General features: G+C 65.9%; 19 protein-coding genes. 10 read left to right on the top strand and 9 right to left on the bottom strand.

The features are described from left to right. Nucleotides 1-67 precede the first annotated feature (67 nt). From MI302_RS05180 to acnA, 7 genes are all read left to right on the top strand, one after another. Entirely contained in the window at nt 68-502 is a 435-nt protein-coding gene (locus MI302_RS05180; RefSeq protein ID WP_038029398.1) for a MarR family winged helix-turn-helix transcriptional regulator, read from the top strand. Beyond that, the gene (locus MI302_RS05175; protein WP_239726400.1) at nt 495-1,763 is read left to right on the top strand and encodes a TolC family protein; all 1,269 of its coding nucleotides are present in this window, start codon (nt 495-497) and stop codon (nt 1,761-1,763) included. Before MI302_RS05180 ends, MI302_RS05175 begins: the two co-directional genes overlap by 8 nt. Then, a complete protein-coding gene (locus tag MI302_RS05170; protein WP_015716787.1) occupies nt 1,760-2,728 on the top strand; it encodes a TolC family protein in 969 nt (322 codons plus the stop codon). Before MI302_RS05175 ends, MI302_RS05170 begins: the two co-directional genes overlap by 4 nt. Before the next feature lie 10 nt (nt 2,729-2,738). After that, nucleotides 2,739-3,926, top strand: a complete 1,188-nt coding sequence (locus MI302_RS05165; RefSeq protein WP_019550086.1) for an efflux RND transporter periplasmic adaptor subunit — start codon at nt 2,739-2,741, stop codon at nt 3,924-3,926. Then, nucleotides 3,923-7,222 carry an efflux RND transporter permease subunit gene (locus MI302_RS05160; protein WP_239726399.1) on the top strand — a complete coding sequence of 1,100 codons (3,300 nt, stop codon included), beginning with the start codon at nt 3,923-3,925 and terminating at the stop codon, nt 7,220-7,222. The genes MI302_RS05165 and MI302_RS05160 overlap by 4 nt, the downstream gene beginning before the upstream one ends. A gap of 3 nt (nt 7,223-7,225) precedes the next feature. After that, nucleotides 7,226-7,978, top strand: coding sequence for an alpha/beta hydrolase (locus MI302_RS05155; protein ID WP_239726398.1), 753 nt, complete (start codon nt 7,226-7,228; stop codon nt 7,976-7,978). A 162-nt stretch (nt 7,979-8,140) separates the two neighbouring features. Beyond that, complete coding sequence (acnA, locus tag MI302_RS05150) at nt 8,141-10,846, top strand: aconitate hydratase AcnA (RefSeq protein ID WP_239726397.1); 2,706 nt, start codon at nt 8,141-8,143, stop codon at nt 10,844-10,846. A gap of 64 nt (nt 10,847-10,910) precedes the next feature. On the opposite strand, the gene atpD is transcribed toward acnA, so the two are convergent. Genes atpD through MI302_RS05105 form a run of 9 tightly spaced genes read right to left on the bottom strand, consistent with a single transcriptional unit; the run spans nt 10,911 to nt 19,284 of the window. Continuing rightward, the gene (gene atpD / locus MI302_RS05145; RefSeq protein WP_239726396.1) at nt 10,911-11,582 is read right to left on the bottom strand and encodes a V-type ATP synthase subunit D; all 672 of its coding nucleotides are present in this window, start codon (nt 11,580-11,582) and stop codon (nt 10,911-10,913) included. 9 nt (nt 11,583-11,591) lie between these two features. Beyond that, nucleotides 11,592-13,028 carry a V-type ATP synthase subunit B gene (locus MI302_RS05140; RefSeq protein ID WP_019550082.1) on the bottom strand — a complete coding sequence of 479 codons (1,437 nt, stop codon included), beginning with the start codon at nt 13,026-13,028 and terminating at the stop codon, nt 11,592-11,594. A gap of 11 nt (nt 13,029-13,039) precedes the next feature. Continuing rightward, complete coding sequence (locus tag MI302_RS05135) at nt 13,040-14,776, bottom strand: V-type ATP synthase subunit A (protein WP_038068775.1); 1,737 nt, start codon at nt 14,774-14,776, stop codon at nt 13,040-13,042. Between the two features lie 12 nt (nt 14,777-14,788). Further along, a complete protein-coding gene (gene atpF / locus MI302_RS05130) occupies nt 14,789-15,103 on the bottom strand; it encodes a V-type ATP synthase subunit F (protein ID WP_172956953.1) in 315 nt (104 codons plus the stop codon). A gap of 2 nt (nt 15,104-15,105) precedes the next feature. Next, nucleotides 15,106-16,077, bottom strand: a complete 972-nt coding sequence (locus tag MI302_RS05125; protein WP_239726395.1) for a V-type ATPase subunit — start codon at nt 16,075-16,077, stop codon at nt 15,106-15,108. A 3-nt stretch (nt 16,078-16,080) separates the two neighbouring features. Next, complete coding sequence (locus tag MI302_RS05120) at nt 16,081-16,647, bottom strand: V-type ATP synthase subunit E (RefSeq protein ID WP_172956952.1); 567 nt, start codon at nt 16,645-16,647, stop codon at nt 16,081-16,083. 55 nt (nt 16,648-16,702) lie between these two features. Beyond that, nucleotides 16,703-17,002, bottom strand: coding sequence for a F0F1 ATP synthase subunit C (locus MI302_RS05115; RefSeq protein WP_015716776.1), 300 nt, complete (start codon nt 17,000-17,002; stop codon nt 16,703-16,705). A 12-nt stretch (nt 17,003-17,014) separates the two neighbouring features. Then, the gene (locus MI302_RS05110) at nt 17,015-18,973 is read right to left on the bottom strand and encodes a V-type ATP synthase subunit I (protein ID WP_015716775.1); all 1,959 of its coding nucleotides are present in this window, start codon (nt 18,971-18,973) and stop codon (nt 17,015-17,017) included. Then, nucleotides 18,970-19,284, bottom strand: a complete 315-nt coding sequence (locus MI302_RS05105; RefSeq protein ID WP_015716774.1) for a V-type ATPase subunit subunit G family protein — start codon at nt 19,282-19,284, stop codon at nt 18,970-18,972. Before MI302_RS05105 ends, MI302_RS05110 begins: the two co-directional genes overlap by 4 nt. Nucleotides 19,285-19,385: 101 nt before the next feature. On the opposite strand from MI302_RS05105, the gene MI302_RS05100 reads away from it, so the two are divergent. The 3 genes from MI302_RS05100 (at nt 19,386) to MI302_RS05090 (ending at nt 21,284) form a co-directional block, all read left to right on the top strand. After that, a complete protein-coding gene (locus MI302_RS05100) occupies nt 19,386-20,531 on the top strand; it encodes a class I SAM-dependent rRNA methyltransferase (RefSeq protein WP_126170549.1) in 1,146 nt (381 codons plus the stop codon). A gap of 175 nt (nt 20,532-20,706) precedes the next feature. Next, nucleotides 20,707-20,916, top strand: coding sequence for a DUF3248 domain-containing protein (locus MI302_RS05095; RefSeq protein WP_015716772.1), 210 nt, complete (start codon nt 20,707-20,709; stop codon nt 20,914-20,916). Further along, nucleotides 20,913-21,284: a DUF3809 family protein gene (locus MI302_RS05090; RefSeq protein ID WP_015716771.1), complete on the top strand. Its 372-nt coding sequence runs from the start codon at nt 20,913-20,915 to the stop codon at nt 21,282-21,284. Before MI302_RS05095 ends, MI302_RS05090 begins: the two co-directional genes overlap by 4 nt. Nucleotides 21,285-21,296 lie beyond the last annotated feature (12 nt).

Genomic DNA, 21,296 nt, shown 5'->3' with positions numbered 1-21,296 from the left:
TCTACACCATGGGGCCATGTGGGGCACGCCCTTGTTTTTCCTTGATTTGCATGTATAGTTGAAGAGTATGAAGGGTCCCCCTGCTCCCCTGGTGGAGGAGCTCTCGCGGCTAGGGTATGCCTTGATGCGCCTTCTCCTCGCCCGGGCCAAGGAAACCTTTGCCCAAGAAGGCCTCTCCCTCCTCCAGGCGGAGGTACTCCGCCTGGTGAAGGAGGGGATCCAGCTTCCCTCCCGCCTGGCGGAACACCTCGAGGTCCTTCCCTCCCAGGTTTCCCACCTCCTTGCCTCCTTGGAGGAAGCTGGCCTCCTGAGGCGCCAGCCCGACCCCGAGGACCGCCGCAGGGTGCTCCTGCGCCTCACCCCCAAGGGGGAGGCCGTGCACAAGCGCCTACAGGAAGCCTGGCTTCAGGCCTACGGGCAGCACCTGGCCCGGCTCAGCCCAAAGGAGCTCCTCCTTTTCCGCGACCTCCTGCGCAAGCTCACGGAGGTGGAAGGTGGCTAAAGCCCTCGCCCTCCTCCTCTTTCTCCTCCCCGCATTGGCCCAGGGGGCGCTGAGTCCCCTCAAGGACCACCCCCTGGCCCGGCAGGCCCAGGCCCTCTTGCAGGCTGCCGCCAAGGCCCTCGAGGCCCAGGCTTCTCCCTTAGCCCTCAATGTGCAGGGAAACTACGCCCGCTTGGGATACGAGTGCACTCCTCCCTCCCTCTGCCAAAGCCTGCCCTCCACTGGGGGTAGCCTCACCCTGGCCCTGGTCCTTACTCCATTCCCCTTCGGGGACGTGCAGGACAGCCTGGAACGGGCCCGGATCGCCTACCGAAGAGCGGAACTCGGCTACCGCAAGGTCCTTACTGCCCTGCAAACCCAGGCGGTGGCCGCATACGGACGCTACCAGCTGGCCCTCTTGGGGGAAAAGGTGGCGCAAAAGGGAGTGGAACTGGCCCAGGCAGCCCTGGAGGCAGCTCGGAAACGCCAGGCCAACCCCAAGGAGCTCAGGGAGGCGGAACTTGCCCTGAAGGAAGCGGAAAACCGCCTCCTGGAGGCCCAGAGGAACGTGGAACTGGCCAGGAAGGGAGCGGAGGGGCTGGTAGACCTCACCAAGCCCCTTCCCGAGATCCCCCCACCCCAAGGCACCACGCCCCTCTCCCTGGAGGAAGCCCGCCTGAGCCTGGAGGAAGCCAGGATCGCCCACATGAGCGCCCTCCGCACCCTCTTCCCCGAGGTCAAGGCCAGCTACCTCCTCTACCCGAGCGGGAACGACACCCTGGCCCTGAGCCTTTCCAGCCGGACCCTGCAACCCACCCTGGCCTACACCCGGCAGGATCCCGCGCAAAGGCCCACCAGCCTACCCGGAGGGGGTAGCTACCGCACCCTGGAGGAAATGAGGCTCTCCTTTTCCCTCACCCTCTCCCCGGGTCTTTTCGCCGCCCTGGAGGCCGCAGAGGCCCAGGTGCGGGGGGCGGAGGAAGCCCTAAAGGCAGCCGAAAGACAAGCCCGGCTTCAGGAAGAGACCCTGAATAACTCCCTGAAAACCCTGAGGACGTCCCTGGAGCTAGCCCGCCTCCGCCTCGAGGCCCAGGAAAGGACCCTGGCGGAAACGAAAAAGCGCCTGGAACTGGGCCTGGAAAGCCCCCTGGCCCTGTTGCAGGCGGAGCTTTCCCTTGCCCAGGCGGAACTGGCCCTGGCCCAGGCGGAAAGCGACCTGAGAACCAAGTGGATGGAGCTTTACCAGTTCTACGGCGAACTCCTACCGGAGGTGACCCCATGAGAAAAAGCGCCCTAGCCTTACTCGTGCTTCTGGCTCCTGGCTTAGCCCAGCCCCTCCCCGAGGCCCTGAAAAAGGCACCGGAGGTGGCGGCGGTGGTCACGGCCCGCTTGGACTACCAAACCAAGCAAAAAGACCTCGCCCGCACCCTCCAGGACCCCTTGCGCACGGCCTTGGCCGAGTTGCAAGCGCGCCAGGCCAGGGATCTGGCCGAGGCCAGGTTCAAACGGGCCCTGGCCCAGACGGAAAGCGAGATCGTTTCCGCCTACACCCAGGCCTATGAAGCCCTCCTGCAGGTGGATCTGGCGGAAAAGGCGGTGGAGGTGGCCGAGCTGGGACTCAAGGCCACGGAGATCCGCCTCAAGGGAGGCGGGGCCACCAGCCTGGACCTCCTGGAGGCGCAAAACCGGCTTCTGGAGGCCAGGAAGAACCTGGAGCTGGCCCAAAGGGGACGGGATACCGCCCTGGCCGCCTTGGCGAACCTGGTGGGGGATTGGAAGCCGGAAGGCGTCAAGGAGCTGCCAGCCCTCCCCGAGGAGAAGCCGGTGGAAACCCTTCTTCAGGAGCACACCGACCTCCTGCAGCTGAAGCAGTCCCTGGCCCTTCTCCGCTTCCAGCGGGGTCTCTTGGACGAAAGCTTCGTCCCAAGGAAGGAGATCGAGGCCCTGGAGGACCAGATCCAAACCCTCGAGGCCAACCTGGCCAACCTGGAGCGTTCCTTAAGGGTAGGACTGGAGGCCAGGTACCGCCAGCTATCCCCCCTCCTGCAAGGGGTGAAAACGGCGGAGGAAGCTTACCGGGCAGCCCAGGAGCGCTACCGCGCCGAGGAGAAGCGGTTCCAGGCCGGCCTCACCAGCCGGTTAGGCCTTCTACAACAGGAACTCGCCCTCAAGCAGGCGGCGCTTTCCCTGGAGCAGGCCAAGCATGCCTACTTGAAGGCTTACTACAGCCTTCTGGCGAGCCGCTAAGGAGGAAACCATGCGCCCGATGGCAAGCCTTGCCCTAAGCCTCATCCTCCTGAGCGCCTGCGCCCCCAAGGAGGCCAAAGCCCCCGAGGCCCCTCCCAGCCCTACCCTGGCCACGGAGGTGCGCACCGTGCGGGCCCAGTCTGGAATCCTGGAGCGGGAGGTGCGGGCCTCCGCCACCTTGCAGGCGGAAAAGGACAGCCTGGTGGCGGCAGGCGCCTCCGGCCGGGTCCTGCGAACCCTTCCCGCCGGCACCCGGGTGCAGGCGGGGGAAGGGGTGGTCTACCTGGACCCCGCTCCCTTCCAGGAGGCCCTGGAAGCCGCCAGGCTTAACCTAAAACAAGCCGAGGCCAACCTGGAGCGCGCCCGAAACCAGCTTGCGGGAAACCGGGCCACCCTCAAGGCCCAGCTCCAGGCGGCAGAAGCCCAGCTTCAGGCGGCCAAGAAGCGCTACGAGGAAGGCCAGGCCTTGCTTTCGGCGGGGGCCTTGGCCCCATTGGACCTCAAGGCCCTCGAGGCCCAGTACCGCCAAGCGGAAAGCAACTACCAGAACGCCCTCGAGGCCCTATCCCGCCTGGAGCGGGGAGAGGACCTCCGGCTTCTTGAGCTTCAGGTGGAGGCCGCCCGGCTCCAGGTGCGCCAGGCGGAAAGGAACCTCAAGGAAAACACGGTGCGGGCCCCCTTCGCCGGGGAGGTGGTGGAGGTCTTCGTAAGGGAAGGGGAGTTCGTGGGAACGGGAAACCGGGCCTTCCGGTTGGCCACCACGGACCGCCTTTTGGCCAAGGTCTACCTCCCTCCCGACCAAGCCAGCGCCCTCACTCCAGAAACACCCTTCCTCCTCAGGCAAAACGGGCGGGAGGTACGGGCACGCCTCCTGCGCAAGACGGACCTCCCGGGACAGACCCGCCTGGTGGAGGTGGTCCTGAAGCCGGAAGACACCCTGCTCCCGGGTCCCGCCGAGGTGCGCTACCGGGTGAAGCTGGCCGAAGGCTTCCTCATCCCCGCAACGAGCCTCCAGGTCCAGGAGGGGGAAACCCTGGTCTACCAGGTGAAGGAGGGGAAGGCGAGAAAAACCCCCGTGCGCCTTCTCGCCCAAGAAGGCGGACAAGCGGCGGTGGAGGGCCTTGACGAGGGTGCCGAGGTCATCCATCCCGTGCCCGTGGGCCTCAAGGATGGGGATCCCGTGGAGGTGGTTCGGTGAGGACCAACCCCCTGGTGGCCTTCTTCGTGGAGCGGTTCGTCTTCGCCACGGCCATCTTCGTGGGGCTCGTGCTGGTGGGGCTCCTCCTGGGCCTTGGACTTGGGGTGGAGCTCCTGCCCCGCTTCAGCGTGCCCGTGGTGGCGGTTTCCACCAGCTACCCCGGGGCCGGTCCCGAGGAGGTGGCGGAGCAAGTATCCAAACCCCTCGAGGACGCCCTTTCCACCCTAAGCGGGGTGGACACCATCGGAAGCAGCTCCACCGAGGGCTTCAGCCTGGTCTTTGTCCAGTTCCAGCAAGGGGTGGACGTGGACCGGGTAGCGGTGGAGGTGAGCCAGAAGGTGGCCGCCGCCCGGGCCCTGCTTCCCAAGGATGCCTCGCCCCCCGTGGTGCAGAAGTTTGACCCCTCGGCAAGCCCCATCCTCTACGTGGCCCTGGAGGCGCCCGGGGAGGATCTCTCCCAGGTGTTGCGCTACGCCGAGCGAACCCTAAAGCCCCGCCTCCAGCTGGTGCCGGGGGTGGCGGACATCCGCCTCACCGGGGCGCCCAAGCGGGCCATCCGGGTCTACCTGGACCCAAGCCGCCTCGAGGCCTTAGGGGTAGCCCCCGGCCAGGTGGTGCAGGCGCTTTCCACCTCGGCCCTGAACCTGCCCTTGGGAAGCCTCACCGAGGGGGAAAAGCGCCTGGTCTACACCCTGCGCAACACCCCTGCCACCGCCGAGGAGGTGGCTTATTTGGTCCTGGATCCCTCCCGGGGCCTCAGGATCCGCGACGTGGCCCGGGTGGAGGAACGGGCGGAGGAGCCCAGCACCCTAAACCGCCTGAACGGCCGCCCCGCCGTCCTCCTGGCGGTGGTGAAGACCCCCGACTCCAACGCCGTGGCCGTGGCGGACGGGGTCAAAAAGACCCTAGCGGAAACCAAACTCCCCGCAGGCTACCGGGCGGAGATCGCCCTGGACTCCACCGGCTTTATCCGGGCCGCCGTTTTGGACACGGTGCGGGAGGCCTTCCTGGCTGCCTTGGCGGTGTCCTTGGTGGTGCTGGTCTTCTTGGGGAAGCTGAACTCCGTCTTCTCCGTGATCCTGGCCATCCCCATCACCCTCTCCGGAGCCATCCTCCTCTTCGGCCTTCTGGGCTTCACCTACAACCTGATCAGCCTCCTCGCCCTCACCGTGGCGGTGGGCATCGTGGTGGACGACTCCATCGTGGTGGCGGAGAACATCGACCGCTACCGGCGCATGGGGTACGGCCTCAAGGAAGCGGTGCTGAAGGGAGCCAGCGAGGTTTCCGTGGCGGTGGCCGCCGCCACCCTGAGCCTTCTCGCGGTATTCCTCCCCATCAGCTTCCTCCCGGGCATCATCGGCCAGATCTTCCAGCAGTTCGGCCTTGGGATGGCCGCCGCCATCGCCGTGAGCTGGCTGGAGGCCCTCCTCTTCCTCACCGTGCGCCTGGCCTACTTCCCGGACCCCGAGCCCCCAAGCCCCAAGGAAGCCCTCCTGGCCCTACGCCTCCTGCCTCAGGACCTCCGCTTCGCTTACCGAAGGGGCTTCCGCACCCCAGTGGGCCTTCTCCTCGGAGCCCTGGCCGCCTTCCTCCTCTACCGGCAGGGGCCCCTTTGGCTTCTCCTCCTTCCCCTGTACCCCGCCCTCCTCGGCCTCGGGCGCTACCTGGGCCGCTTTTTCCTGGACCTGGCGGGAGCCCTCACCCACCTCCTCCACGCCAGCTCCGAGGCCTTGATGCACCGCCTCACCGAGGCCTACGCCCGAAGCCTTGGCCAGGTCCTAAGGCGGCCTTGGGTGGTCCTGGGCCTCGCCACCCTGGCCTTCCTCTCCCTCTTCCCCATCCTGCCCAGGATCCCCTTCAACTTCGTCCCCCGCTCGGACACGGGGATTCTCACGGCCACCCTCCTCCTCCCCAAGGACACCCCCCTGGCGGTCTCCGACCGGGCGGCAAGGGCCCTCGAGGCCTACTTCCTCTCCCACCCGGCGGTGAAGCGGGTGGTCACCACCGTGGGGGCCAGCGCCACCGGCGGGGCCCAGGTGGGGGACCCCAGCCGGGTGCAGCTCCAGATCGTCCTGAAACCCAAGAACGAGCGCCAGGACATCTTCACCCTCACCGAGGTCTTCAACCGCCAAGGACGGGAGGCCCTTAAGGACTTCCCTGGGGCCGACCTGCGGGTCCTGGCCCAGACCGGCCCCGAGGCCGGGGATGCGGACCTGCAGTTTTTCGTCACCAGCCCCGACCGGGCCCTTTTGGAGGAGCGGGTGAGGGAGATCACCCAGCTGATTGCGGGAAAACCCTATGTCCTCAACGTGAAGAACACCCTCGAGGCCACCCAGCGGGAACGGGTCTTCGTGCCGGATCCTGCCCGGCTTTCCGGCACCGGCCTCACCCCCCTCGACGTGGCCCAGACCCTGCGCCTTTACCTCTCGGGCAGCCAGGCGGCCACCGCCAGGAGGGGCGGCGAGGAACTGGCCATCGTGGTCCAGGTGGATCCCCTACGCCTCGGGGGCGAGTCCGACCTCCTCTCCCTGCCCATCTACGCCCCTGCCCAGGGAGCCTTCCTGCCCCTGGGAAGCCTGGGGCGGTTCGTGGAGCGGCCGGGGCCCACCCTGATCTCGAGGCGCAACCAAGCCTACGCCGCCGGCATCAACATCAACCTGAAGCCCGATGCCCCCGGAAGCTTCCAGATCCAACAGGAGCTTCAGGCGGAGTTTAAGGAAAAGGGGCTTTTGGATGGTGGGGTGGAGCTTCTGGCCACGGGTCTGGGAAGCTTCACCGAGGAGCTGGCCAGGCTGGCCCCCCTGGCCTTCGCCCTGGCCCTGGTGCTCAACTACCTGGTCATCGCCAGCCAGTTCAACGCCTGGCGCTACCCCCTTTACCTCCTCCTCCCCGTTCCCTTAGCCCTGGTGGGGGCCTTCTGGCTCACCTACCTTTTGGGAACCGGCCTGGACGTGATCAGCGTGCTGGGGGTGGTGATGCTCATCGGTCTGGTCACCAAAAACGCCATCCTCCTCCTGGACTTCGCCGTGCAGCGCATGCGGGAAAAGCCCTTAAGGGAAGCCCTGGTGGAGGCAGCCCGGCTCCGCTTGAGGCCCATCCTCATGACCACCCTCACCGTGCTCATCATCAGCCTGCCCCTGCTCCTGGGCACCGGGGAAGGGGCGGAGTACCGCAGGCCTCTAGGGGTGATCATCCTGGGGGGGCTTCTTTCCTCTACCCTCCTCACCCTCTTCGTGGTGCCCGCGGCCTTCTACGCCTTTGAAGGGCGAAGGGCCCAGGAAGCGATCCTGAGGTGATCCATGAGCGCCAAAAAGCTCCTTCTCCTCTTTCTGGTGGCGGCCTTCCTCATCGCCCTGGCCATGGTTGGGGTGGCCCACTACTTCCTCAGGCCCTTAAAGGCGGAGGCCGTGGCCCAGGAAGCTTTGAAGCAAGCTGGCCTCGAGGTGCGGGAGGCTTCTTACGGCCTAGAGCTCATCCCCAAAGCCCCCAAGGCCCTTTTGGCCTTCTACCCCGGGGCCCGGGTGGAGCCCTTGGCCTACGCCCCCGTCCTCGCCCCCGTGGCCCGGGCAGGCTACCTGGTGGTCCTCCTGAAAGTGCCCTCGGGCATCGCCCTCCTGGGAAAGGAAAGGGCCCTGGAGGCCCACCGGGCCCATTCCGGGCTCCCTTGGGTAGGGGGCGGGCACAGCCTAGGCGGGGTGGCGGCGGCAGAGCTGGCCGCCTCGGAAGGGCTTCCCCTCATCCTCTTCGCCAGCTACCCGGAAAAGGACCTTTCCCAGGAAAACCTTCCCGTCCTGGCCCTTTTCGGCACGGAAGACGGCCTCCTCCCCCCGGAAAAAGCCCGGGAGAAGGCCCGGCTCCTTCCCAAAAACGCCCGGGTGGTCTTCGTGGAAGGGCTGAACCATGCGGGCTTTGGCGCCTACGGTCCCCAGAAAGGGGACCGGCCCGCCCGAAGGCCCCGGGAAGCCCTATGGCGGGAGATCCAGGAGGAGGTCCTGCTTTTCTTGGGGGGCCTGGGCCTGGACGCCCCTCCCCCGCCCCAGGCCCACCGCTGAGGGCCGAGGTGGTATAGTGGAAAAAGCCGGGGCGGGCGCCCCCCCTCGGAACACTTCCCCCCAAAACCCACACCCATCCGAAACCCTGGCTTTGGCGCCCGGGTACCGGGGTTTGCAACCCGCTGGGTGTGGTTTGGAAAGGGGGAAGGGAAAGGAGCAGCCATGAAGGATAGTTTCCAAACCCTTAAGACCCTTAACACCCCAAGCGGCACCTACGCCTACTTTGACCTCACGGAACTGGAAAGGAAAGGGATTGCCGAGGTAAGCCGCCTTCCCTTCTCCATCCGCATCATGCTGGAAAGCCTCCTCAGAAACGAGGACGGCTACCAGGTAACCCGTGAGGACATCGAGGCCCTGGCCCGCTGGACCCCTGAGCCGGGGGAGATCAACGTGCCCCTGAAGCTGGCCCGGGTCATCCTCCAGGACTTCACCGGGGTACCGGCGGTGGTGGACCTGGCCGCCATGCGGGATGCCGTGGCCGAGCGGGGCGGGGACCCCAAGCGCATTAACCCCGTGGTGCCCGCCGACCTGGTCATCGACCACTCCGTGCAGGTGGACGCCTTCGGCACCGCCTACGCCTTCTTCTACAACGTGGAGAAGGAATACGAGCGGAACCGGGAGCGCTACCTGCTCCTCAAGTGGGCCCAGGGAGCCCTGGAAAACTTCCGGGTGGTGCCCCCCGGCACCGGCATCGTCCACCAGGTGAACCTGGAGTACCTGGCCAAGGTGGTGATGACCAAGGAGGAAGGGGGCCTCACCTTAGCCTTCCCCGACAGCCTGGTGGGCACCGACAGCCACACCACCATGGTGAACAGCCTCGGGGTTCTGGGCTGGGGCGTGGGGGGCATTGAGGCTGAGGCGGTGATGCTGGGCCAGCCCTACTACATGCTGGCCCCCAAGGTGGTGGGCTTCAAGCTCTACGGGGAGCTTCCCGAGGGGGCCACCGCCACTGACCTGGTCCTGACCATCACCGAGATCCTCCGCAAGCACGGGGTGGTGGGCAAGTTCGTGGAGTTCTATGGGCCTGGGGTGGCCAAGCTTTCCCTGGCGGACCGGGCCACCATCGCCAACATGGCCCCCGAGTACGGGGCCACCATGGGCTTCTTCCCGGTGGACGAGGAAACCCTAAACTACCTGAGGCTCACGGGCCGCCCGGAGGAGCTCATCGCGTTGGTGGAGGCCTACACCAAGGCCAACGGGCTTTTCCGCACGCCTGAGGCGGAGGAACGGGTGCGCTACTCCGAGTACCTGGAGCTGGACCTCTCCACGGTGGAACCCTCCCTGGCCGGCCCCAAGCGGCCCCAGGATCGGGTGGCCCTCAAGGAGGTAAAGCAGAGCTTCCTGGCCCACCTCACCAAGCCCGTGAAGGAAAGGGGCTTCGGACTCACCCCGGACCAGCTGAACAAGAAGGTGCTGGTGAAGCGCCAGGACGAGGAGTTTGAGCTCACCCACGGCTCCGTGGTCATCGCCGCCATCACCAGCTGCACCAACACCTCCAACCCCACGGTGATGCTGGGAGCCGGGCTTTTGGCCAAGAAGGCGGTGGAAACGGGCCTGGACACCAAGCCCTGGGTGAAGAGCTCCTTGGCCCCGGGTTCCAAGGTGGTCACCGACTACCTGGAGGCCAGCGGGCTCCTTCCCTTCCTCGAGGCCCTGCGCTTCCACGTGGTGGGCTACGGGTGCACCACCTGCATCGGCAACTCCGGCCCCCTGCCCGAGGACATCGCCAAGGCGGTGGAGGAGGGGAACCTGGTGGTGGCCGCCGTCCTCTCCGGCAACCGCAACTTTGAAGGGCGCATCAACCCCCACGTGAAGGCCAACTACCTGGCGAGCCCCATGCTGGTGGTGGCCTACGCCCTGGCGGGCCGCATGGACATCGACTTCACCACGGAGCCCCTGGGCTATGACCCCAACGGCAAGCCCGTCTACCTCAAGGACATCTGGCCCTCCATGGAGGAGATCCGGGAAGCCATGGCCAAGACCCTGGACCCCGAGCTCTTCAAGAAGGAGTACGCCAAGGTCTTTGAGGGGGACGAGCGCTGGCAGGCCCTGCCTGCCCCCACGGGGGAACTCTTCGGCTGGGATCCCGAGAGCACCTACATCCAGAAGCCTCCCTTCTTCCAGAACCTGGGCCAGCACCAGGTGGGGGACATCCGGGGAGCCCGGGTGCTCCTGGTCCTGGGGGATTCCGTGACCACCGACCACATCTCCCCCGCCGGGGCCATCCCGGTGAAAAGCCCGGCGGGCCAGTACCTGATCTCCAAGGGGGTCAAACCCGAGGACTTCAACTCCTACGGTTCCCGGCGCGGCAACCACGAGGTGATGATGCGGGGCACCTTCGCCAACATCCGCATCAAGAACCTCATGCTGGAGGGGATTGAGGGAGGGTACGCCAAGAAGCTCCCCGAGGGGGAGATAGACTTCGTCTACAACGTCGCCATGCGCTACAAGGCCGAGGGGACACCCCTCCTCGTCATCGCCGGGAAAGAGTACGGCACCGGCTCTAGCCGCGACTGGGCCGCCAAGGGCACCTACCTCCTGGGCATCAAGGCGGTGCTGGCCGAAAGCTTTGAAAGGATCCACCGCTCCAACCTGGTGGGGATGGGGGTCTTGCCCCTGGAGTTCCTGCCGGGCGAGAACCGGGAAACCCTGGGCCTAACCGGCTACGAGGTCTACGACATCCTGGGCCTCGAGGACCTCACCCCCCGCAAGAAAGTGGAGGTGGTGGCCAGGAAGGAGGACGGCACGGAGGTTCGCTTCCAGGCCATCGCCCGCCTGGACACCCCGGTGGAGGTGGACTACTACAAGAATGGCGGCATCCTCCAGACCGTGCTCCTCAACATGCTGAAGGAGGCGAAGGCCCAGTAGGGAAGCGCACAAGGCCCCGGGTCATGACCCGGGGCCTTTTTTCTACCCCTCTAGTAGGAAGGTGCTAAAGCCCGGCCCCAATCTCCAGCTGGGGGTTGGGGCGGCTTCCCTCCGCTTCCGCCTCCCGGGCCTCGATCTTGCCCTTGATGCGCTTTAGCCGGAAGGTATCCTCCCGCTCCCGCTGCTCCAGCACCTGCTGGATGAAGCGGATCTGGCTGCGAATCCCGGGAATGACCACCTGCTCCAAGGCATTCACCCGGCGTGTGGTCTTCCGGATCTCCTCCCCGATTTTCTTCAAGCGGGTCTCGGTGTTGGCCACCTGGATCAAGGCCTCGGCGTAGCGGCGGAAGGCACGGGCGGCCTCCAGGGTATAGGCGGGCGTGCCCACGGGGGAAATAAGGGCCCCATCGGGGAAGGTGGCCTTGAGCCTCGGCACCTTGCTTCCCCAGACGTTTTCCACCTCCGCCTCCACCTCCTCGAGGGGCCTCACCCCCAAGGCGGCGGCGGAAACACTCTCCGGCCCGTCAAAGGCCTGGGCGAGAAGCAAGGCCCCATAGGCTTCCTGCGCCGCCTGGTTCAGGGCCTTGCGGGCCTCCAAGGCCTCCTTTACCAGGCCGAAGAACTCCGCCACCAAGGCATCCCGCTTCTTCTTGAGGAGGTCCACCCCCTTCTGCGCCAGGCGCATCTGGCCGCGCCGTTGCAGAAGGTTCATGCGGGTGGGGCTTACCTGGCTCATCTAACCTCCTTAGTCCAGGGCTTGGGGAGCACCCCAGATCTCTTCCAGCTTCTGCCCGTAGTACTTGCCGATGTGGTCCTTGGAGATACGCTTGAGCTCCCCCTGGGGCAGCATGGAAAGAAGCGCCCAGGCGATCTGCAGGCTCTCCTCAATGGAGCGGTTCTGCTGGCCCTGGTTAATGAAGTGCTTCTCAAAGGCGTCGGCGAACTGCAAGTAGCGGCGGTCGTTCTCGGTGAGGGCGTCCTCGCCGATGATGGCCACCAGCTTGCGGATGTCCACCCCGTTGGCGTAGGCGGAATAAAGCTGGTCGGAAACCTGCTTGTGGTCCTCCCGGGTCTTCCCCTTGCCCACCCCGTTGTTCATAAGCCGGGAAAGGGAGGGCAGGGGGTCAATGGGGGGGTAGATCCCTTTGCGGTGAAGCTCCCGGGAAAGCTGGATCTGCCCCTCGGTGATGTAGCCGGTGAGGTCGGGAATAGGGTGGGTGCGGTCGTCGTCGGGCATGGAGAGGATGGGGATCTGGGTCACGGAGCCCTTCTTCCCCACCACCACCCCGGCCCGCTCGTAGATGGTGGCCAGGTCCGTGTACATGTATCCCGGGTAACCCCGCCGGCCCGGGATCTCCTCGCGGCTCGCCCCGATCTCCCGCAGGGCCTCGCAGTAGTTGGTCATGTCCGTGAGGATGACCAGCACGTGGTAGTCGTGCTCAAAGGCCAGGTACTCGGCCACGGTGAGGGCCATGCGGGGGGTGAGGATGCGCTCGATGGTGGGGTCGTCCGCCTTGTTCAGGAAGAGGACGGAGCGGCTTAAGGCCCCGGTGCGCTCGAACTCCTGGATGAAGTAGGAGAGCTCCCGTTGGGTGATGCCCATGGCGGCGAAGACCACGGCGAAGGGCTCCTCCTTCTCCCCTTCCCCCGAGAGGTCGGGGCGCACCGTGGCCTGACGAGCGATCTGGGCCGCAATCTCGTTGGCGGGAAGGCCTGAGCCCGAGAAGATGGGAAGCTTCTGCCCCCTAACCAGGGTGTTCATCACGTCGATGGTGGAGATCCCCGTCTGGATGAACTCCTCGGGCTTCCTGCGGGCCACGGGGTTCAGGGGAAGGCCCACGATGGGAAGCCGCTTCTCCGGGGTGATGGGGGGCAGGCCGTCGATGGGCTTGCCGATCCCGTTGAAGCGCCGGCCCAGCATCTCCTTGGAAACCCCGAGCCGGGCCACATCCTCCACCAGGCTCACGCTGGTGGTGGCCAGATCCAGCCCCGTGGTCTCCTCAAACACCTGGATGACCGCATACTCCTCGGAAACCTCGATCACCTGGCCGCCGCGCACCCGGCCCGTGCCGTCCTTGATGTCCACGATGGCACCGTAGGCCAGGTCCTTGGCGTTCTCCACGAAGAGGAGAGGTCCCGAGATGTAGGTGATGCCCGTGTATTCCTTCTTAAGAAGATCCATCCTTCCCTCCCCTAGGCCAAGGCCTTGAAGGCTCCCTCGATCTCCCGCATGGCTTCCTCAAAGTAACGGGGGAAGTCCTGCTCGCTCACGTAGCGGGCCCGGCCGATGCGCTCGATCACCGGGAGCTGCAGGATCTCGTCCACGGTAACCCCCCGCCGGATGGCCGCCTCAGCCTCCTTGTAGAGGCTCAGGATCATCTTCATGATGCCGTAGGCCTTCTGCATGGAGCAGTAGGCGTCGATCTCGTGGAAGGCGTTCTGCTGCAGGAAATCCTCGCGGATGATCCGCCCCACCTCGATGACCAGGCGCTCGGCATCCTGGAGGGCGTCGGGACCCACCAGCTGCACGATCTCCTGCAGGCCCGCTTCCCTCTGCAGGAGCTCGGAGATGGCGTCGCGAAGCTCAGGATAGTCGGGGGCCACGTGCTCCCGATACCAGGGGTCCAGGGCCGGGGTGAAGAGGGAGTAGGACCCGTTCCAGTTGATAGCCGGGAAGTGGCGCCGGAAGGCCAAGGAGGCATCCAGCCGCCAGAAGGCCCCCACGATGCGCAGGGTGGACTGGGTGACGGGCTCGGACATGTCGCCGCCGGGAGGGGAAACCGCCCCCACGATGGTGATGGCTCCCTCCTCGCCCCCCAGGGTGATCACCTTGCCGGAGCGCTCGTAGAAGGCGGCCAGACGGGCAGCCAGGTAAGGAGGGTAACCCTCTTCCGCGGGCATCTCCTCGAGGCGGCTGGAAATCTCCCGCAGGGCCTCGGCCCAGCGGCTGGTGGAGTCCGCCATGAGGGCCACGGAGAAGCCCTGGTCGCGGAAGTACTCGGCGATGGTGACCCCCACGTAAATGCTGGCCTCGCGGGCGGCCACGGGCATGTTGGAGGTGTTGGCGATGAGCACCGTGCGGTGCATCAAAGGCCCTCCGGTCTTGGGGTCGGTGAGCTCGGGGAACTCCACCAAGACGTCGGTCATCTCGTTGCCCCGCTCCCCGCAACCCACGTAGACCACCACGTCGGCGTTGGACCACTTGGCCAGGGCCTGCTGGGTCACGGTCTTTCCGCTACCAAAGGGCCCGGGGATGGCTGCAGTGCCCCCCATGGCCACGGGGAAGAGGACATCCAGGATGCGCATCCCCGTGAGGAAGGGGGTGTTGGGGTCCAGCTTGCGCTGGACGGGGCGAGCCCGACGCACCGGCCAGGTGTGGTAGAGCTTGAGCTCGGTGCCGTCCTCCAGGACCACCACCGGCTCCTCCACCGTGTACTCCCCGGCGGGCTTCACCTCCTTGACCCGGCCCTTCACATCCGGGGGCACCAGGATCTTGTGGGTGAAGTTGAACTCCGGCACGGTGCCCAGGACCATGCCCCCCTTCACCTCATCCCCCGGCTTGACCTTTGGGGTCCAGGCCCACTTCTTCTCTCGGTCCAAGGGATGCACCACCACCCCCCGGGTGATGTAGATCCCGGTCCGCTCCTGGATGCGCTCCAGGGGGCGCTGGATGCCGTCGTAGATGCCGTTCAGCATCCCGGGGCCCAGCTCCACCGCCAAAGGAAGGCCCGTGGACACCACAGGTTCCCCCACCTTGAGCCCCGAGGTATCCTCGTAAACCTGAACGAAGGCGGTATCCCCGTCCAGGCGGATGATCTCCCCCACCAGGCCCTCGTGGCCCACCTTGCAGATGTCGTACATGCGGGCTCCGGTCATGCCCTTGGCAATCACCGCCGGGCCCGCAATCTTCTGGATCACGCCCTGGATCATCGTCCCTCCATTCTACAGCTTGATGTCAAAGCCTATGGTCCGCTTGACCAGCTCCCGCATGTACCCCTCCACATCGGGGTTCTGGAAGGCTTCCTTCAACCCGGCTATGGGCAGGAGCACGGGAAGGTCCTTGCCCCGCATGAGCCGCTCCACCGCCTTTTCCGGCTCCGGCAAAAGCCCCTGGTCCACGGCCACCAGGGCGTACCCCCCGGCCTGAACCAGGTTTTCCAGCTGGGCCCGGGCTTCCTCTGCCGAGGTGGCGGCGTAGGCCTCGAGGCCCGCCAGCCTAAACCCCTGCGCCGCCTCGGGGTCGGCAATCACGGCGATCCTCATGAGCAGACCACCTCCTCCTCCACCTGGGCCCGGGGAAGCCCGAAGTAGGCCCGCCTGGCCAGGAGCCTAAGCCGCACGGCCTCCCACTCCCGCTCCTTCACATAGGCCAGCACCAATCCCACGCCCAGGGGGTCGGTGGCTCCCTTCCTGGCCTCCTTCAGAAGGAGGCACCTGAGCCGCCTTTCCAGGGTCTTGAGGTCCCGAGCGCCCGCTAAGGGGGCGAAGGGAGTGCCCGAAAGCTCGTCCAAGACGGCGTAATCCCCCTCGAGGAGCCGGGCGAAGCGGACCCTGTCCACGAACCGCCCACCCCGTATGAAGACGGTTTCCACCGGCACATCCTGCCCCTGGAGCTTGAAGGCGGTGCGCAGGTTCTCCGCATCCACCTCGAGGGCCAGGTAATCCCTCAAGGCCGTCTCCTCCAGGGCCTTAGAAGCCTTGGCCACCTCTTCGAAGAAGCGCTTGGCCAAAAGGGCCTCGATGCGCGCCAGGTCCTGGGTTTCCCGGAGCACCTCCCGCAGGGCCCGGGCCAGGGGATGCCCGGGAACGGCGAGGACCTGGGCCATGGCCGCCGCATCCTGCGCCTCGTAGGCCTGGCGCCAGAGGACCTCCTTCAGGGTACCGGGAAGGAGGAGCACCTCCTCAAAGGGGCGGCCCGTGGCCTTGGCCCGGAGGACCGCCTGCAGGTTGGTCAGGTCGTGGCGCAGGAAGAGGAGGCGGACCGCCTCCCGCGCCTCCCCCCCCACCAGCCGGGGCAGGTCCCCCACCAACCGGGCCTGGGTGAGGGCAATGGCCCGGTCCACCTCGTGAAGGCCCTGGCCGGCCAGGTCCTGGCCGTAGACGCTCTCGGAAAGCAGGCCCAGGAAATCGGGATAGGAAAGGTCCAAGGCCTCCTGGAAGAAGCTCTCCTTGAGGAGGGTGCTCCTCCTGGCCCGCACCCGGGCGTTTAGGTAGCCGAAATCGTCCGCCATGGCCTAGCCCCAAAGCACCTGGGCCACCTTGGAGGAAAGGGCATCCCAGGCCCGTTCCAGACGGCTCGGGAGGGCGTTCTCCACCTGGGTCCTGCCCCCCTTGCCGATGGCCCTCACCCCCAGGCGCAAGGCAGGGTCGGCCCTAAGCTCCAGGCCCCGCTCCCGCGCCAGACCCTCGAGGTGCGGAAGATTGTCCGGATGGGAGGCCAGGGCCTCGGGCTCGCCCAAGGCCGCAAGGGCCTCCTCGGCCAGCTTCCGCAACACCTGAGGCCAGTCGGGGCTATTCGGCAAGGCCCTGAGGGCCTCCTCCACCTTGGCCTTCACCTGGGAGAGCACCTCCCCCTTGGCCTCGGTACGGGCGGTGGCCAGGAGGAGTTCCCCAGCACTTTCTGCCCGGCGGATGGCGGCCTGCAGGCCGGCCTCGAGGGCCCGCTTTCTGGCGGAAAGCAAGCCCTCCGCCTTGGCCTTGGCCTCGGACCTCAAGGCCTCGGCCTTGGCCTTGGCCTCTTGCAGGACGGCCTGGATCTCCGCCTCCACCTCCTGGCTCAAAATGGCTTCCAGTTTGGACATCTGCCCTCCTTGGAAAAAGGCCCCACCCCACAAGGGGCAGGGCCCTAAAAACCCCTTACAGCTTGCCGTTCAGGATGAAGGCGATGAGAAGGCCGAAGATCACCAGCGTCTCGGGCAAGAGGAGGAAGATCAGGGCGGTACCGAAGTTGCTCCGGTCCTCAGCGATGGCCCCTATACCCGCGGGCCCGATCCGGGCCTGGGCCAGCCCGGTACCCAGGGCCGAAAGCCCCACAGCCAGGCCCATGGCTATAGCGATGAGGCCTCGGTCCAAGCCCCCGGAGGACGCCGCCTCCTCCGCCGCAAAAGCCAGAGCGCCGAAAACCGCCACCAGAACCGTAACCAGAAGCTTCTTCATCTCTTTCCCTCCCTAAAGCGTCTCGCGGACGCTTTTGAACGGCCGGTATGGCCTGCCGTTCTCCTCGTAGAAACCGAACTTGGTGAAGAACTCCACCCAGATAAGACGGATGGGCTGGAGCATGTGCCCTAAGGTGGTGAGGAGGAGGGCGAGAAGGTGCAAGGCCCCGGCCACCAGGACACCCAGAACAACTCCCAGAAGTCCAATCCGCTCTGCCAAGGCAAAGCCAACATCGGTGAGAAGGCCCGCCAGGATACCCCCGGCAGCCCCCACCGCATAAATACGGATGTGGGAGAGGATATGCCCCGCCTGGGTGAAGATCTCCGGGATCATGAGCCACATACGGCTCATGAGAACCGCAAGCAAGAACACGCCAAAACCCAGGTACATGATGCCGGTTAGCCACCCGGCCTGGAGGTTCCCCAGGTACCCCGCCGCCAGGGCCAGGATGCCCACCAAGCCTCCCAGGTACCCCACGCCCTCCCAGAAGTGGCCCATGTGGTGGTGCTTCAAACCCAGGTAGGCCCTCAAGGCCAGGCCCCAGAAGACCATGACCACCCCGAAGGCCACGGAAAGGAGGATGAGCAGGTTGGCGGTCTTGGCCGTGTCGATGCGGGGAATGAGGATGGGGATGAGACCCGGGTGCTCGGGGGTGCCAAACACCCCCAGGTGCTCCAGGAAGGTGCCGAAGAACTCCCCGTAGACGAAGCCCCAGACCACCGTCCAGAAGACCATCCAGTTAAGGATGTAGACCAGTTTGCCGATAACCGCAGGCTTGAGCTTGAGGGCAAAAAGGTCTATCACCAAGGGCTCATTCCGCTTAACAAACCCGGAAAGCCAGCGCCCAAGGAGGAGGAAAAGAAGAGCGTAGCCGATGTCCCCCACGATCATGCCGAACCAGAAGGGGAAGAAGATGGGCACCACCGGGGTGGGGTCCAGGGAGCCGTACTTGGGAGTGTTGAGGAAGCTCACCAGAAGCTCGAAGGGCTTGACCCAAGGAGGGTTGTCCAGGGCCACGGGCACCCGATCCGCCTCGTGGTGCTCGTCCACAGGCTCAAAGGCGTAGATCACCTGGTCCTTGTGGCGGGCCAAGGCCTCCTCCACCCGGCCCTTGGCCTTCACCGGCACGTAGCCCAAAAGGGCAAAGCCGAACCGGCCTGAGGCCAGCTCCTCCAAGGCCTTAAGCCGGGCCGCCTCGTCCTTGGCCCGGGTCCAGAGGCTCTGCAGGGTGGAGGCTGCCTCCTGGGCCAGCCGGTAAAGGGCCTGGCGCACCTCGGAAAGCTCCTTGGGAGCAGCCTCGGCCCGCTCCTTCAACCGGCGGGTGGCCTCGCTGAGGGGAAGATCCCCGTAGTTACCAGGGAGGCGGAGCTCCGCCACCCCGGCCCGGGAAAGGGCAGCCTTGGCCGCCTCGAGGTCCTTCCGGTGCACCACAAGAAGCCCGGCAACCCCTTTGGAGTAGGACTCGCTGGCCAGGATGAACCGGTCCTCCAGGGCCTTTTTCAAGGCCTCCTCCACCAGGGGAAGCTCCTTTTCCGTGATCAAAAAGGGCACCACCCGGAAGAGGGCGCTTCGGTCCAGTCCCTGGGCCATGCTGGCAAGCTTCTCCAAGGGTTCCAGGTAGGCCTGGGCCAGGGCAAGCTCCTCCTCCAGCTCCTGCTTCTGCCGGGCAAGGCCCTCAGCGTTGGCCTGGATGGGGGAAAGGGCCTTTTCCGCCGCCTCTAGCCCATCGGGGAAGGGCCTTGCGGGCTCCATCTCCCGGCCCAGGAGGGTGAGGGTATGCTCGGCTCCCGCCGCCACCCCCTCCCAGCGCCTGAGTTCCTCCCGCTCCTCCTGGGAAAGCCTGTACTCGGCAAGCTCCTTCACCCGGAGGGTTTCCAGGTGGACCACCCCCGCCTGCTGGAGGCTGTGGAGAAGCTCCTGGGCCTTGGCCTTGGGCCCGGCCAGGACCAGCTTCTCCATGGGGGCGATCACGGCAAAACCTCCTTAAGAACCAGGGCCACAGCCTCCTCCAACCGGGCCCCTGCTTTCTCCTTTACCGCCTTAGCCTCGGCCTCCGCCTGGGCCCGGTAGCGGGCCAGGATGGCCTCCGTTTCCTTGGCCTCCCGTTCCCGGTACTCGGCCTCCAGGGCCTTAGCCTTGGCCTCGGCCTCCTCCAGAAGGGCCCTGGCCTCCGCCTCGGCCTGCCCCACCAGGGCCTCGGCCTCCTTCTTGGCGGCCTCGAGGCGGGCCAGCAGCTCCCTTTCCTTTTCCGCCAGGCTCTTGATAAGTCCCAGGCCTCCCATCGCCCCTCCCTTCGTGAAAAGATGCGCAAACTGCGCCCGCCGGACAGGATACCGGCCTTTGGGGCAAACGTCAACCAACCCCGCTTAAGTATACTTAAGCGATGCGGATTCTCGTCAACGAAAAAGGAGCCCAGCGCCTACTGGCCCGGCACCTTTGGGTCTTTCGCCGCGATGTGATTTCGGGCCCCGAGGAGCCGGGCCTTTACCCCGTTTACTGGGGCAAGCGTTTTCTGGCCCTAGCCCTCTTCAACCCCACCAGCGACCTAAGCGTGCGGGCCTACCGCTTCCGACCCGCAAGGGACCCGGCGGAGGCGCTTCTGGACAACCTGGACAAAGCCTTGGCCCGGCGCCTCCCCGCGCTGGAAAAGGAGCCCGAAGGAGGCTTCCGCCTGGCCCACGCCGAAGGGGATTTCCTGCCGGGTCTGGTGCTGGACTACTACGCCGGCCACCTGGTTCTGCAGACCACCGCCTACGCCTGGGAAGCCCTCTTGCCCCAGGTGGCCGAGAGGCTCAAACCCCTGGCCAAAAACCTCCTGGCCAAAAACGATGCCAGGGTCCGGGAACTCGAGGGCCTCCCCCTTTACGTCCGGCCCCTCCTGGGCCAGGCCCCCGAACGGGTAGCGGTGAAGGAGGGCCGGATACGCTACCTGGTGGACCTCACGGGAGGCCAGAAGACCGGGGCCTACCTGGACCAGCGGGACAACCGGATCCTCATGGAACGCTTCCGTGGGGAAAGGGCCCTGGACGTGTTCAGCTATGCGGGTAGCTTCGGCCTCCACCTAGCCCTGGGCTTCAAGGAGGTGATCAGCGTGGACAGCTCCGGCGAGGCCCTGAGGCAGGCGGAGGAAAACGCCAGGCTGAATGGGCTTACCCTCAAGACGGTGGAAGCCAACGCCTTCGACCACCTGAGGGCCCTGGAAAAGGCAGGGGAGCGGTTTGACCTCATCGTGCTGGACCCACCCGCCTTTGCCAAGGGGAAAAAGGATCTGGAAAGGGCCTACAGGGCCTACAAGGAGGTGAACCTCCGGGCCATCAAGCTCCTCAAGGAAGGGGGCCTGCTGGCCACCAGCAGCTGCAGCCACCACCTGACCGAGCCCCTCTTTTACCAGATGCTCGCCGAGGCCGCAGAAGACGCCCACCGCAGCCTGAGGGTGGTGGAGAAACGAGGGCAGGGATGGGACCATCCCATCCTCCTCAACCACCCCGAAACCCACTACCTGAAGTTCGCCCTTTTAGAAGTTCTCTGATCCGGGCCGCCAGGGCCTCGGGATCGGGTACGGGAAGGGGTACTCCCTCCCCATTCTCCAGGTGGAGGACCAAAGCCCGTCTTCCCCGGGAAAAGGGCCCTGCTGGCCAGTAGGCCACCTCCAGGAGCATCCCCATCCATTATCCCCCAAGGCCACCCCGGGATAGACTAAGGGGGTGGAGAAGGACCTGTTGGAAGCCCTGGGCCAGCACCTGGTCTGGCGGATCGGCCGGGCCGAGGAGGAAGAGGTCCTGGTGGTGCGGGTGGGCCTGGCCTCGGCCACACCCCGCTTCCGGGAGTTGCCCAGGCTCTTGAACATCCCGGATGCCGAGGTGGCCCGCCTGGCCAAGGAAGGCCGGGTGCGGGTGGAGTGGGTGGAAGGATGAAGGCCAGGCTGCACCTCGTCCTAAACGGCCATCCCTCCCAGGGTTTACCCCTGGAACTCCAGCTGGAAGGAAACGAGGTCCGTGGGGTCTTCCGGCAGGAAAACCCCGTGCTGGGGGAGGTGGCCCTTCCCTTCGCCTCGAGGCTTAGAGGAGAGAACCTCGAGGCCAAGCTCCTCCCTCCACCTTCCCTCAAGGTAGAGGGTCGCGTGCTTTCAGGCACGAAGGGGCTGGAGCTGGAACTGGAGCTCAGTTTGGTCCTCCCCGAGGGACAAACCTGGGGGGAGCGGGCCTTTGCCCGCATCCTGGAACTCCTCTTCTATAAAAGCCTAGAGCGGTCCCTTTCCCAAATGCCCTCCTCTCCGGTATAGTGCCTTTTAAAG

Source organism: Thermus sp. NEB1569 (assembly GCF_022385295.1).
Classification (GTDB): Bacteria; Deinococcota; Deinococci; order Deinococcales; family Thermaceae; genus Thermus; species Thermus scotoductus.
The sequence above is the reverse complement of the archived record's forward strand: the minus strand, read 5'-3'. Positions and strand labels throughout refer to the sequence as shown.

Bases quoted from the DNA above. Each gene is read 5' to 3' on its own strand.
- MI302_RS05180 (WP_038029398.1), top strand. From the start codon at position 68: ATGAAGGGTCCCCCTGCTCCCCTGGTGGAGGAGCTCTCGCGGCTAGGG.
- MI302_RS05170 (WP_015716787.1), top strand. From the start codon at position 1,760: ATGAGAAAAAGCGCCCTAGCCTTACTCGTGCTTCTGGCTCCTGGCTTA.
- MI302_RS05165 (WP_019550086.1), top strand. From the start codon at position 2,739: ATGCGCCCGATGGCAAGCCTTGCCCTAAGCCTCATCCTCCTGAGCGCC.
- MI302_RS05155 (WP_239726398.1), top strand. From the start codon at position 7,226: ATGAGCGCCAAAAAGCTCCTTCTCCTCTTTCTGGTGGCGGCCTTCCTC.
- acnA (WP_239726397.1), top strand. From the start codon at position 8,141: ATGAAGGATAGTTTCCAAACCCTTAAGACCCTTAACACCCCAAGCGGC.
- atpD (WP_239726396.1), bottom strand. From the start codon at position 11,582: ATGAGCCAGGTAAGCCCCACCCGCATGAACCTTCTGCAACGGCGCGGC.
- MI302_RS05140 (WP_019550082.1), bottom strand. From the start codon at position 13,028: ATGGATCTTCTTAAGAAGGAATACACGGGCATCACCTACATCTCGGGA.
- MI302_RS05135 (WP_038068775.1), bottom strand. From the start codon at position 14,776: ATGATCCAGGGCGTGATCCAGAAGATTGCGGGCCCGGCGGTGATTGCC.
- MI302_RS05125 (WP_239726395.1), bottom strand. From the start codon at position 16,077: ATGGCGGACGATTTCGGCTACCTAAACGCCCGGGTGCGGGCCAGGAGG.
- MI302_RS05120 (WP_172956952.1), bottom strand. From the start codon at position 16,647: ATGTCCAAACTGGAAGCCATTTTGAGCCAGGAGGTGGAGGCGGAGATC.
- MI302_RS05115 (WP_015716776.1), bottom strand. From the start codon at position 17,002: ATGAAGAAGCTTCTGGTTACGGTTCTGGTGGCGGTTTTCGGCGCTCTG.
- MI302_RS05105 (WP_015716774.1), bottom strand. From the start codon at position 19,284: ATGGGAGGCCTGGGACTTATCAAGAGCCTGGCGGAAAAGGAAAGGGAG.
- MI302_RS05100 (WP_126170549.1), top strand. From the start codon at position 19,386: ATGCGGATTCTCGTCAACGAAAAAGGAGCCCAGCGCCTACTGGCCCGG.
- MI302_RS05090 (WP_015716771.1), top strand. From the start codon at position 20,913: ATGAAGGCCAGGCTGCACCTCGTCCTAAACGGCCATCCCTCCCAGGGT.